Origin of the sequence: uncultured Sulfitobacter sp., assembly GCF_947499945.1 — a bacterium.
Taxonomy (GTDB): Bacteria; Pseudomonadota; Alphaproteobacteria; order Rhodobacterales; family Rhodobacteraceae; genus Sulfitobacter.
Map to the genome: position 1 here is coordinate 330,369 of NZ_CANMQD010000003.1, position 12,447 is coordinate 342,815.

Annotated in this window: 13 protein-coding genes and 2 tRNA genes; 9 read left to right on the forward strand and 6 right to left on the reverse strand. The window is 54.8% G+C overall.

Translation table 11 applies throughout. The features are described from left to right. The 3 genes from Q0775_RS15190 to pcaF are packed head-to-tail and all read right to left on the reverse strand — an operon-like array spanning position 1 to position 2,696. Positions 1 to 465: a DUF3291 domain-containing protein gene (locus Q0775_RS15190; RefSeq protein WP_298862695.1), complete on the reverse strand. Its 465-nt coding sequence runs from the start codon at positions 463 to 465 to the stop codon at positions 1 to 3. Further along, entirely contained in the window at positions 462 to 1,454 is a 993-nt protein-coding gene (paaA, locus tag Q0775_RS15195; RefSeq protein WP_298862696.1) for a 1,2-phenylacetyl-CoA epoxidase subunit PaaA, read from the reverse strand. The genes Q0775_RS15190 and paaA overlap by 4 nt, the downstream gene beginning before the upstream one ends. A 33-nt stretch (positions 1,455 to 1,487) precedes the next feature. Then, the gene (gene pcaF / locus Q0775_RS15200; protein ID WP_298862697.1) at positions 1,488 to 2,696 is read right to left on the reverse strand and encodes a 3-oxoadipyl-CoA thiolase; all 1,209 of its coding nucleotides are present in this window, start codon (positions 2,694 to 2,696) and stop codon (positions 1,488 to 1,490) included. Between the two features lie 332 nt (positions 2,697 to 3,028). On the opposite strand from pcaF, the gene lon reads away from it, so the two are divergent. Beyond that, the gene (lon, locus tag Q0775_RS15205) at positions 3,029 to 5,440 is read left to right on the forward strand and encodes an endopeptidase La (RefSeq protein WP_298862699.1); all 2,412 of its coding nucleotides are present in this window, start codon (positions 3,029 to 3,031) and stop codon (positions 5,438 to 5,440) included. 96 nt (positions 5,441 to 5,536) lie between these two features. Here lon and Q0775_RS15210 read toward each other — a convergent pair whose 3' ends face one another. Both Q0775_RS15210 and Q0775_RS15215 read right to left on the reverse strand, forming a co-directional pair. Further along, entirely contained in the window at positions 5,537 to 5,716 is a 180-nt protein-coding gene (locus Q0775_RS15210; protein ID WP_298862702.1) for a hypothetical protein, read from the reverse strand. Between the two features lie 37 nt (positions 5,717 to 5,753). Continuing rightward, positions 5,754 to 6,104: a hypothetical protein gene (locus Q0775_RS15215; protein WP_298862705.1), complete on the reverse strand. Its 351-nt coding sequence runs from the start codon at positions 6,102 to 6,104 to the stop codon at positions 5,754 to 5,756. Here Q0775_RS15215 and Q0775_RS15220 point away from each other — a divergent pair. The 4 genes from Q0775_RS15220 (at position 6,082) to Q0775_RS15235 (ending at position 7,313) form a co-directional block, all read left to right on the forward strand. Further along, positions 6,082 to 6,312 (forward strand): hypothetical protein, encoded by a 231-nt coding sequence (locus Q0775_RS15220; protein WP_298862707.1) that lies wholly within the window; start codon positions 6,082 to 6,084, stop codon positions 6,310 to 6,312. The genes Q0775_RS15215 and Q0775_RS15220 overlap by 23 nt on opposite strands. A 177-nt stretch (positions 6,313 to 6,489) precedes the next feature. After that, complete coding sequence (locus Q0775_RS15225; RefSeq protein WP_298862710.1) at positions 6,490 to 7,065, forward strand: histidine phosphatase family protein; 576 nt, start codon at positions 6,490 to 6,492, stop codon at positions 7,063 to 7,065. A 41-nt stretch (positions 7,066 to 7,106) separates the two neighbouring features. After that, positions 7,107 to 7,182: transfer RNA gene (locus Q0775_RS15230), tRNA-Val, on the forward strand. 54 nt (positions 7,183 to 7,236) lie between these two features. Then, a tRNA-Asp gene (locus Q0775_RS15235) sits at positions 7,237 to 7,313 on the forward strand. Positions 7,314 to 8,151: 838 nt separating this feature from the next. Here Q0775_RS15235 and Q0775_RS15240 read toward each other — a convergent pair. Then, positions 8,152 to 9,075, reverse strand: coding sequence for a LysR family transcriptional regulator (locus Q0775_RS15240; protein ID WP_298862713.1), 924 nt, complete (start codon positions 9,073 to 9,075; stop codon positions 8,152 to 8,154). 165 nt (positions 9,076 to 9,240) lie between these two features. Here Q0775_RS15240 and Q0775_RS15245 point away from each other — a divergent pair, with 165 nt between their 5' ends. From Q0775_RS15245 to Q0775_RS15260, 4 genes are read left to right on the forward strand one after another with little or no spacing between them, the layout of a single operon-like run. Beyond that, the gene (locus Q0775_RS15245; protein WP_298862715.1) at positions 9,241 to 9,543 is read left to right on the forward strand and encodes a DUF1330 domain-containing protein; all 303 of its coding nucleotides are present in this window, start codon (positions 9,241 to 9,243) and stop codon (positions 9,541 to 9,543) included. Positions 9,544 to 9,598: 55 nt separating this feature from the next. Further along, a complete protein-coding gene (locus tag Q0775_RS15250; RefSeq protein WP_298862718.1) occupies positions 9,599 to 10,585 on the forward strand; it encodes an LLM class oxidoreductase in 987 nt (328 codons plus the stop codon). Next, positions 10,578 to 11,372, forward strand: a complete 795-nt coding sequence (locus Q0775_RS15255) for an SDR family NAD(P)-dependent oxidoreductase (protein WP_298862721.1) — start codon at positions 10,578 to 10,580, stop codon at positions 11,370 to 11,372. Before Q0775_RS15250 ends, Q0775_RS15255 begins: the two co-directional genes overlap by 8 nt. A gap of 23 nt (positions 11,373 to 11,395) precedes the next feature. Beyond that, complete coding sequence (locus tag Q0775_RS15260; RefSeq protein ID WP_298862723.1) at positions 11,396 to 12,409, forward strand: zinc-binding alcohol dehydrogenase family protein; 1,014 nt, start codon at positions 11,396 to 11,398, stop codon at positions 12,407 to 12,409. Positions 12,410 to 12,447 lie beyond the last annotated feature (38 nt).

Here is a 12,447-nt window from a genome sequence, read left to right on the forward strand (position 1 = left end):
TTACTCCGCTGCTGTGGCGCATCGACGCCATTGGGATGCGTCTATGGCGTCCCAGCCAAACGCTTGCTCGGTTGAGCCGTTGGCCTGAAGGTGGTGCAGGCGGTCCATCGCCTCCGCAATATCTGGAATGTGGCCCTCGACGATATGCCACATGACAAAATGCGGCTGTTTCATCGGGACAAACCACGACTCGCCCTTTTCGTAAAAGCGGGCGTGGACCGTGTTGAATACGTAGTGCCCGAGGGAGCTAACATCGGTCCACACAGACATGTTGGCGATCATATCTGTATCGCCGGGAACCGAAATGTCGGTGGCGTTGCCGCTGTCTGATTGCATCCGCCAGACGAAGCCTGGGCTTCGCTCTGCCAGCACGTTGATGCGCTCAAGGTTGTCCATGAACTCGGCCATGCGGGCGTCGTCCGTAGGGTGTCGGGCATATCCGACGTTGAGTTGGGCAAGATTCATTCCGCAGCCAACCTTGTCGCGCGCTTCTTTGCGGCGTGGGCCAGCATGCCCTCGCGCACCCATGCACCGTCTTCCCATGCAGATTTGCGGGTTTGCAGGCGTTCCTGGTTGCAGGGGCCATTGCCGCGCAGCACGTCAAAGAATTCGGTCCAGTCCGGCTGGGCAAAGTCGTAGCCACCTTTTTCCTCGTTCCATTTGATCGTCTCGTCAGGGATGGTGAGGCCGAGGTATTCTGCCTGTGGCACGGTCTGGTCCACGAATTTCTGGCGCAGCTCGTCATTGCCGTTCATCTTGATCTTCCACGCCATGCTCTGCACGGAATGCACAGAGTCCTCATCCGAGGGACCGAACATCATCAGGGACGGGAACCACATGCGGTTAAGGGCATCTTGGGCCATCTTCTTTTGCGCTGCTGTGCCGTTCACCATTTTCATCATGATGTCGAAGCCCTGGCGTTGGTGGAACGACTCTTCCTTGCAAATTCGCACCATCGCGCGGGCATAGGGGCCGTATGATGTGCGTTGTAGCGGCACTTGGTTCATGATCGCGGCACCGTCCACCAGCCAGCCCACAGCACCCATATCGGCCCATGTGAGGGTAGGGTAGTTGAAGATGGAAGAGTATTTCATCCGACCCTCATGCAGCGCTTCGTACATTTCGTCGCGGGTGATACCAAGCGTTTCCGCGGCGCAATAGAGGTAGAGGCCGTGACCTGCTTCATCCTGCACTTTGGCTAGCAGGATTGCCTTGCGCTCCAGTGTGGGCGCGCGGGTAATCCAATTGCCTTCCGGCAGTTGCCCCACCACTTCGGAGTGGGCGTGCTGGCCAATCTGGCGGATCAGGTTCTTGCGGTAGCCGTCGGGCATCCAGTCTTTCGGTTCGATCTTGCCGCCTGCATTGATCCGCTCCTGAAAGGCGCGTTCCTGCGGGTCCATCTCGTCAAGGGTTTTGACGCCCTTGCCTGTGGATTGAATCATCTGTGCATACATCAGTTCAGGTCCTTTCAAGAATGAGTAAATTCATTAGTCTGCGCGCTCTAGTATGATCGCGACACCTTGGCCTACGCCCACACACATGGTGCAGAGCGCATAGCGGCCTTGGGTACGCTGGAGTTGGTAGGCGGCCGTCAGCACAAGGCGTGCGCCAGACATGCCAAGGGGGTGGCCGATGGCGATGGCGCCGCCATTTGCGTTCACATGGGGTGCATCATCAGCGACACCAAGCGCACGTAGTGTTGCGATGCCTTGTGAGGCAAACGCCTCATTGAGTTCGATAACGTCCATCTGGTCAATGGTCAGGCCTGCACGCTTGAGCACTTTTTCGGCGGCTGGAATGGGGCCAATGCCCATTACGCGCGGGGCAACCCCTGCGGCGCACATGGCCACCACACGCGCCATAGGCTTAAGGCCATGCTGGCTTGCCGCAGCCTCGGACGCGATAAGCATCGCCGCCGCACCGTCATTCACGCCAGAGGCATTGCCCGCGGTTACAGTCTTGTCCGTGCCATTGATACCGCGCAGTTTGGCCAAACCGGCTGCGTCTGTTTGCGGGCGGGGGTGTTCATCTTTATCAACGACCACTGCATCGCCTTTGCGCTGTGGGATAGTGACGGGCACGATCTCCTCTGCAAAGACACCTGCCGCATCCGCAGCAGCCCAACGCGCTTGAGAGCGCAGCGCGAAGGCATCCTGATCCGCGCGGCTCACGCCATGGTCTTCGGCCACGTTATCGGCAGTCTCGGGCATGGATTCGACGCCGTACATCTCTTTCATCTTCTTATTCACAAACCGCCAACCGATGGTCGTATCGTAAACAGCATTGGCGCGGCTAAACGCTGTCTCGGCTTTGGGCATGACAAACGGGGCGCGGCTCATACTCTCCACACCACCTGCAATGGCGAGGTCCATGTCCCCTGCACGAATTGCACGGGCAGCTTGGCCCACTGCATCAAGGCCCGAAGCGCAGAGGCGGTTCACCGTTATCCCGGGAACATCAACAGGTAGACCTGCGAGCAGGGCAGCCATGCGTGCGACGTTTCGGTTATCTTCGCCTGCCTGATTGGCGCAGCCCATGACCACATCGTCCACACGCTCCCAATCGACATCTGCATTCCGCGTCATCAAAGCCGCCAGAGGTGCAGCAGCCAGATCATCCGTGCGTACAGACGACAGCGCACCGCCAAACCGCCCGATAGGGGTCCGGACAGCGTCGCAGATAAAGGCGTCAGTCATGAAAGTTCTCCCGAATTAAAGTCCTAAGTGTGATAATAGCGTGCGAACACCGCCCAATCAACATTTATGTTACTCAGCGACGCTCTTATTGATGTATTTGGTAACGCAATTGCTGGATATTGCCGCGCTAGGTCAAATTTCCGTCAAAGACACCTCAATCCGCAGTTGCCGAGGGTGGGGGTTCGCGCCATGTTAGAGAAAACCGCCCTGCGAACGGGGCTACCATTGAAACAGGCGGGCAGGGACACCACATCTCTACCCATACAGGAAACGGCCCAAACGTTGCCTCATTGAGGGACTAAAGCCGTTTTGCCAAGATTAAGGAACTGAGCATGCAAGAGCCTCTGAACGCGAGCTATCCCGTACTTCCGCTGCGTGATATTGTCGTATTTCCCCATATGATCGTACCGCTTTTTGTGGGCCGCGACAAATCCGTACGCGCTCTCGAAGAAGTCATGGCCGACGACAAACAGATTCTGCTATCGAGCCAGATCGACCCCGGCATTGATGATCCCGACAGCGACGGCATCTTTAAGGCGGGTGTGCTGGCCAATGTGCTGCAACTGCTGAAACTGCCCGACGGCACCGTAAAGGTGCTGGTTGAGGGGCAGGCGCGTGTACGCATCACCGAATACCTTGAGAATGACAATTTCTTTGAAGCGCGTGCCGAGTATCTCACCGAGATGCCGGGCGACGCGGCCACCACGGAAGCGCTGTTGCGTACTGTGGGCGAAGAGTTCTCACGCTATGCCAAGGTCAAAAAGAACGTGCCCGAAGAAGCCCTTACCGCTGTGGGGGAGGCGACTGATCCTGCGCGTCTGGCAGACCTCGTTGCGGGGCACCTCGGGATTGAAGTCAATCAAAAGCAAGATCTGCTTGAAACGCTGAGCGTGTCTGACCGTCTCGAGAAGGTCTATGGCTTGATGCAGGGCGAACTCTCCGTCTTGCAGGTTGAGAAGAAGATCAAGACGCGTGTCAAAACGCAGATGGAAAAGACACAGCGCGAATACTATTTGAATGAGCAAATGAAGGCCATTCAGAATGAATTGGGTGATGGCGAGGACGGCAAGAACGAAGTTGTCGAGCTCGAAGAGCGTGTTGCCGCTACCAAGCTGAGCAAAGAGGCCCGCGAGAAGGCGGACGCCGAGATCAAAAAGCTCAAGAACATGAGCCCGATGTCTGCTGAAGCGACTGTTGTGCGCAACTACCTCGACTGGATGCTTTCCATCCCGTGGGGCGTGAAGTCGCGCGTTAAGAAGGACTTGGGCAAGGCCGAGGCCGTTCTTGATGCCGATCACTATGGCCTTGAAAAGGTTAAGGAACGCATTGTCGAATACCTTGCGGTTCAGCAACGCTCGACCAAGCTGAAGGGGCCAATCATGTGCCTCGTCGGCCCTCCAGGTGTGGGTAAAACCTCGCTTGGTAAATCTGTCGCGAAGGCGACGGGGCGTGAATTCATCCGCATCTCCCTTGGGGGCGTGCGCGACGAATCCGAGATCCGTGGCCACCGCCGCACCTATATCGGCTCTATGCCCGGTAAGATCATTCAGGCGCTGAAAAAGGCGAAAACCACGAACCCGCTTATCCTGCTCGACGAGATCGACAAGATGGGTCAGGACTTCCGTGGTGATCCGGCCTCTGCGATGCTGGAAGTGCTTGATCCCGAACAGAACTCCACATTTGTGGATCACTATCTGGAGGTCGAATATGATCTTTCGAACGTGATGTTCCTGACCACATCTAACAGCTACAACATGCCCGGCCCGCTGCTGGACCGCATGGAGATCATTCCGCTGTCGGGCTATACCGAGGACGAAAAACGCGAGATTGCCAAACAGCATCTGGTGGCCAAGCAGATCAAGAACCACGGCTTGAAGGCCAAGGAGTTCAAGATCGAGGACAGTGCTTTGACGGGCATGATCCGCTACTACACCCGCGAGGCGGGCGTGCGGAACCTTGAGCGCGAGATCGCAAAGGTGGCGCGTAAGTCATTGACCAAGATCGTGCGCAAAGAAGTCGATAGCGTCACTGTCACAGGTGATAACCTGCACGAGTTCCTTGGCGTGCAAAAGCACCGCTACGGTCTGGCCGAGCTGGAAGACCAGATCGGTGTGGTAACGGGGCTTGCCTATACGTCCGTGGGCGGGGAGCTTCTGCACATTGAAGCACTGCGTCTGCCGGGTAAGGGTCGTATGAAAACAACGGGTAAGCTGGGAGATGTGATGAAGGAATCCATCGACGCAGCAAGCTCTTACGTGCGGTCGATTTCGCCTCAGATCGGGGTAAAACCGCCAGTTTTCGATACCATCGATATCCACGTGCACGTACCTGATGGCGCGACGCCAAAGGATGGGCCAAGTGCGGGTTTGGCTATGGTCACGTCGATCGTGTCCGTCTTGACTAAAATCCCGGTGCGTAGGGACATCGCCATGACGGGCGAAGTTTCCCTGCGTGGGAACGCGATGCCGATTGGGGGTTTGAAAGAAAAACTTCTGGCCGCGTTGCGGGGCGGAATCAAAACGGTTCTGATTCCCAAGGAGAACGAAAAGGATATGGCTGATATTCCTGACAACGTGAAAGAAGGGTTGACGATCATCCCTGTGAGCCACGTTTCAGAAGTGTTGGAGCATGCCTTGGTGCGCAAACCCGATCCGGTTGAGTGGGATGAGGCGGCTGAAGAAGCGGCAGCTGCCGCTGCGCTGGCTGCTCGTTTGGGCTCAGGGGATGCTGCGACGGCACATTAAGTCCGCAGTCTACCTCGTTGAAATTAAAAGACCCCGCAGGCAGCTGCGGGGTCTTTTTGGTGTTAAAACAAGATCTGCTGGTATTGCGCGTCTGACTTAGTCGAGTACGGGGATCATCAGCAAAAGTGCAAGCAAGGCAACAGTAACTGTGCCGCTGCTGGAGCTGGATGCTTCGTGTACGATCAGCGGCGCTTCGATGATCGGATCGGCCAAGGAGCCAGCTGTGGCAGTTGTTGTAAATGCGACAAAGGCCGCCAGTGTCATTATGGACTTCATTCTATCCCCCAGTTTGTGTTGACGTGTTTATGTCACGCTAAATGTAGTTATCATCAAGCCTGACTGGATTTTCAAGCCCGTCTGCGGTAGGGATAAAAGAAAACAATTCAAAATCGAGCAACAGAGCAGGGATACCCATGCCAACTTCATCAAAATCACTACCTAAAACCATTGCACCAAAACCAAAATCCAAAGGTCCAGTCGCGGAGCCCGTCAGCAAAGTGGACACGTCGACGGCGCCCAAAACTGATATTGCCGCACCTTCAGTGGTCGAGAAGCTTTCTCCTGTGGTAGTTAGTAACGAATTGAAAAAGAAAGAGCTTTTCGATTTGGTTGTGGCGCGTTCAGGAATGAAGAAGAAGGATGTGAAGCCTGTGGTTGAGGCCATGCTCGGCGTGTTGGGCGATGTGTTGGCTGAGCAACGTGAATTGAACCTGCAACCGCTTGGAAAGTTGAAGGTCCAGCGGGCCAAGGAATTGCCTGACGGTCGTGCACTTGTGCTTAAGCTGCGCCAGAAGTCGGCCCATTTGAATGCAGCAGCTGCGGCGGCCGTTCCCGGTGCGGTACCTAAGCCACCTATGCCAACAGTAGACTAAATGCAGCAGGTTATGCGCGGTTCATCTTGCTGCGCATAACCGCAAAATTGGTATTATGGATCAGGAGTATCTCAGCCTGATCCATCATTGAGATTTCCAATCTGTAATTGAAAACAATGTGATGAGCGGGGTCGTGCAGAGTGGTGCATTTGCCTTCAATTTGGATAATCCGATACGATGACGACATATCCGGAACTGTTTATTTTACGCCACGGGGAGACCGAGTGGAATGCACAGGGGCGAATGCAAGGTGCGCTGAACTCTGCTTTGACGAACACAGGCAAGACGCAGGCCCAGCGGCAGGCCGAGATTTTACAGCAATTTGATCTGAGCGCATTTGACATCCTGAGCAGTCCGCAAGGCCGCGCTTTTGAGACGGCGGCGATTGCGTTGGCGCGGCAGGTTACACATCTTCGGACCGACGAGCGCTTGCGCGAGATTGGTGTCGGGACATGGGCGGGTAAGATCCGTAGCGAATTGCCGGGTGCCGGTGGTTTTGAGGAGGGACCTGACGGCGCTCTAGAGCTCTATGAGCGCGCGCCTGAGGGAGAGGGATTTGCAGCACTAGAGCAGCGATGTGCGGGCTTTCTTACTTCGCTTACGCGGCCTTCGGTGCTTGTAACGCATGGAATAACCTCACGAATGTTACGTGCAATTGTGACAGGTGAGGGGGCTGCGGGCCTTGCAAATATGGGCGGTGGGCAGGGGGTTGTGTACCACTTGAAAAATTCTGTGCAAAAACGTCTCGAATGAGGCTTGCCATGGCTGATATCTTTGACTAAACCGCCGCTATCGGGTCGTTAGCTCAGTTGGTAGAGCGCTTCGTTTACACCGAAGATGTCGGGAGTTCGAGCCTCTCACGACCCACCATTCTTCCCTCAGGGGCGGGAGCACATATCCTCCGAACTGGAGGCACTCTATTGCGCGGTTGTAGCTCAGCTGGTTAGAGTATCGGCCTGTCACGCCGAGGGTCGCGGGTTCGAGCCCCGTCAACCGCGCCACTTCTCTCCCAGATTATCCTTTGCAGCGTTGTCCCAACGGCTTTGGCCGTCCATCGATACTTTGTCGAAAATAGGGGTTAACAAGTTGAAAAGAGGTTTTGTGGAGGTGTTATTCCTTAGTTTTTTGTGCAAACGGCGCAAACTCCCTACGCAATATCTGTGGGCGCAAAGGAGCCATGCGAAGTTGTTTGTTAAGAGGAGTTTGACTGGGATGAAGGCACGTGAGACTTGGTTTGATCTGGAGCAACTAATTTAACAGCAAGCGCCGCGAACCTCCGCAGTTAGCCCAGGTTAGCAAAGCCCTGCGCCATAGACAGAAGACCGTAAATTGCAAAAAAACCAATGCAGAATCGTGTGTCATGTTGGCCGAGGGATACTTCGATTTCGCTCCCTTTGAGGAAATGAACAGGGCAACCAAAGGATTTTCTTTGACTTGTTCTGTGTCCAAGTTGGCAAGATCGGAGAGCATCGAGACACTTTTTCGGATCTCCCTACCGTCATCCCGGATTGAAACGGCAAATTCTAGTTTGGAACACCTCCTTCCGAAGGGGGATGCTATTCCAAAACAGCAATGACACGGCTGCAACTTGGCCTCGTGGCTGGCAAGTCTAACGTGGTTGGATTCTACGTGATTATTTCCGAAAAATATGATCCCGTGGGCGCAATCGCGCGCGAGATCAGAGGTGACTAAATTTGCCACAACCCCAATGTAGTTTCTGGAACGCATGGTTTCATCGTTACCTTTCGCCCCGATACGAAAGGTAAGCTCATCGCGCATCGGGCGTGCTTTGAGAACTCCCTAACACAATAAAAACCGAAACGTGATGTTTCAAAACGATCAATCAGCAGAGTCGATGCGCACGAGATCTGATACAGTTCCGCCGATTTCATCCAGCAAGAAATCGATAAACACCCGCACCTTGGCTGTCAGCACATTTGACTTGGGATAAACCAGCCACAGCGCTGTGTGTTGGTCCAGTCGATAGTCTGGCAACACCCTTACCAGGCTGCCGCTGGCAAGCTCACGGTGAACGCTCCACAATGAATTGATGGAAATGCCGGCCCCAGCCAGCGTCGCGATCTTCTGGCTTTGCCCGTCATCGCACAGCAGGCGTGATGTTGCGGCCTTGGGATCGAAGTGCGCTTGCTCTCCAGCACGGTTCACCAAGCCCCTGATGGAGAAATCCTTGAATGCAATGAGGCGATGTCGCGCAAGGTCGCTTGGTCTTTCTGGCGAACCGTATTCCGCGATATAGGCCGCAGAAGCGCAGAGAACGCGGGTATCATCGGCAAGTTTGCGCCCCTTTAAGCTGCTATCTGAAATCTCCTGATTGCGCAGGGCCAGATCAAAACTACCCTCAATCAAGTCGAACTGCGTGTCCGACAGCCGCAGATCGAGGGTAATATCGGGGTAGGCGTTTAGAAATTTGGGCAAGATCGGCGCAATGTAGTTTTGCGCGAAGGTGCTGGGGGCAGCAAACCGCAATGTACCGCTCACAGTCGGAGTAACCATACCCAAGGCTGCAAGGGCGGCATCTTCTTGGGCCAGCATTTCCTTTGCGAATGGCAGGAAATCGGCACCTTCTAGCGAAAGGGATACCTTGCGCGTTGATCGGCGCAACAAATCCGCGCCTAGCGTTTTTTCCAGTTTAGCCAGCCGCGCACTTGCGACCGCAGGTGCCATGCCCAATTCTCGACCGGCTGCGCTGATGTTCAGCTTTTCGGCGCTCAGCACGAATAACCTGACGCTCTCTGTATCCATATGATTATATACCAAATCCGAATTATGAAATCAAATATATCTATCTTATATATTTTTCAAAGTTAATGCATATTGGGTTGGGGAACGAAAAGAAAGGGCAGCACGGGCTCATTCGTCCTAATGTCGACCATAGCGCGCAACAGAATTCTATGAGGAACTACAGCCATGTCCTACTATTCCGTTTTAGCCGTCACACCTACGTCTGAAGATTGGATTTCCGATTATATTGAGCCTGCAAACACGCTTGTTGCCAAGCACGGTGGAAAGTATCTGGCGCGCACGTCAAACCATTCACAGCTGGAGGGTGCGGACAACCCGGCGACGCTTCGTATTCTGATTGAATGGCCAACAGCACAAGCTGCACAGGCGTTCATGTCTGATCCAGAATATGTGCCGCATTTAAACGCCCGAACTGCTGGCTCTGACAGTGAGCATTTTTTGATCGAGGCAAAAGACGATCTGGAATAGTCGGATATCCGCTTTGTAACAAACACCGCTCCATGACCAGCCAAGGCTAAGCCCCATGAAGATGCACAAACCGATCGCACAGTTCGCACCCATCAACGCGGCCTATAATACCGTTTTCCAGCCAAACCTGCTGAGCCTCGGTCTGGTCGTTCCACTGGAACGCTATACCAATGGCCCAGTGCCAACCATGACCTGTCATCTGGAGCGTGTTCGCATGGCGGAAGACCTCGGGTTTGCGGCAGTGTGGCTGCGTGATGTTCCGTTCAATGTGCCTTCCTTTGGTGACGCGGGGCAAACATTCGATCCATTTGTGTATCTTGGCTTTCTTGCAGGCCAGACAAGCCGCATCGCCTTGGGCGTTGCCAGTGTGATCCTGCCGTTGCGCCACCCTGCACACGTGGCGAAGGCAGCGGCGAGCGTGGATGTGTTGTCAGGCGGACGCTTGCTGCTTGGCGTGGCATCCGGTGACCGGCCCGAAGAATATCCCGCAATGAATATGTCGTTTGAGGATCGCGGTGGCCGCTTCCGTGACAGCATTGACTATATCAGAGCTATGGCGGCTGATTTTCCCGAATATGAGACCAAGCAGGGGGTATCGCATGGAGCGATGGATATGTTGCCGAAACCAATGGGCGGGAAGTTGCCGTTACTGGTTACGGGCGGCAGTTGTCAGCATCCTGATTGGGTCGCTGCGAACAGTGACGGCTGGATCACCTATCCACGCGACGCGGGATCACAGGCTCAGGCCATTGGCGATTACCGCACGCGCGTGGCGACCTTGGCTTTGCCAGATAAACCTGTGATGCAGTCGCTCTACATCGATCTGCTAGACAATCCCGATGCTGAGCCACGCCCGATCCATTTAGGGTTCCAGTCCGGCGTTAAATACCTCCACCGCTATCTTGAGGCTTTGCAGCAGGCAGGCGTCAATCACGTCGCGCTAAATCTGCGGCTCAATTCCGGCGATACCGAAGCAACGATGAAACGGCTGGCAGATGATATTCTGCCTGCGTTTCCAACTGAAAGGGCAGCACATGTCTAAGACTATTCTCATAACGGGAGCCACAGACGGGATCGGCCTTGAGGCCGCGAAACTGCTCGCGCGTGAGGGGCACACCATGCTGGTTCACGGTCGCAACGCCGCTAAACTGGACGCAGCCCGCGCGACCATTGGGGGCAAGACCCACGGCTACTTGGCAGATCTGTCACACACCGGCGATGTTATAAAACTGGCGGACGACATCATCCGTGACCACGCCCGTATAGACGTTTTGATCAACAACGCGGGCGTTCTGAAAGCCCCTGAAACCACTACGGAAGACGGGTTCGATTTGCGTTTTATGGTCAATACGATTGCGCCGTACATACTGACCAAACGCCTGTTGCCTTTGTTGGTCAACGACAGTCGCATCATCAATCTGTCCTCAGCCGCACAAGCCCCCGTTGAAATAGCGGCCCTCAAAGGCGGGATAAAAATGGAAGATATGGACGCATACTCTCAAAGCAAGTTGGCCATCACCATATGGTCTCAATATCTTGCTACAACTCTGCCTGATGGACCAAGCTCCATTTCCGTGAATCCGGGGTCCCTTTTGGCGACCAACATGGTCAAAGAAGGCTTTGGCATAGCAGGTAATGACATCGCGATCGGTGCGAATATTCTGCGCCGCGCGGCTGTTGATCCGGAATTCGCCAATGTATCGGGCAGGTATTTTGACAACGACGCCGGCTCATTCGGCCAGCCTCATCCAGACGCGACTGATCCTGCAAAGGTCAGTGCCGTGATGCAGGCAATTGAGGCCATTACATCTCAACTTTTGACCACCTGAACACACCAGAAGGAAACTACCCCATGAAAGCCGTTGGATACAAAGCAGCAGGCGCACTTGATCGTGCTGATTCACTGATCGACATTGAGATCGATAAACCTGTCGCTACGGGCCGCGACCTGTTGGTGCGCGTGCAAGCCGTGTCGGTGAACCCCGTTGATACGAAAATCCGAATGAACCGTCCGCCCGAAAAAGACACCCCAGCGATCCTCGGCTGGGATGCCGTGGGTGAGGTTGTTAGTGTTGGAGAAGACGCTTCCATGTTTAGCGTAGGCGATCTTGTCTGGTATGCTGGTGCGATCAACCGTTCGGGCACGAACGCCGAATACCATCTGGTCGACGAGCGGATCGTGGGCAAAGCCCCAACCTCCATCACAGCGGCTGAAGCGGCATCGCTGCCCCTTACTGCCCTGACAGCCTACGAAATGCTATTCGACCGTCTTCGTGTGACCGACCCTGTCCCAGGTGCTTCCAACGCTGTTGTTATCATTGGCGGCTCTGGTGGCGTCGGCTCCATCGCTATCCAACTGCTGCGCGCTAACACCGATATGGTTGTTATCGCCACGGCATCGCGTCCTGAAACACAGGACTGGGTCAAAGAATTGGGCGCGCATCATGTCATTGACCACACCAAACCCCTAACACCCCAGATCGAAGCTTTGGGAATTGGCCAGCCGGGCTACGTGTTCTCGACCACGCACACCCATCAGTACATTGATCAAATTGCCGAGTTCATCGCCCCACAAGGTCGCTTTGGTCTGATCGACGACCCTGAAACACTTAACATCATGCCGTTCAAAACCAAAGCTGTGTCGACCCATTGGGAGCTGATGTTCACACGATCATTGTTCCAGACGGCCGATATCACGCGCCAACACGATATTCTGAACGAAGTGGCGGAGTTGCTGGATTCTGGTAAGATCCGTTCAACCGCGACGGAGACCTTGGGCAAGATTGATGCGGCCACGCTGAAACGCGCCCATGCAATACTAGAGAGCAACAAGGCCAAGGGGAAATTGGTGCTTGAAGGCTTTTAAGGTAGCGGCAGGCGGCGCTCGGAGATTAGCGCCGCTTG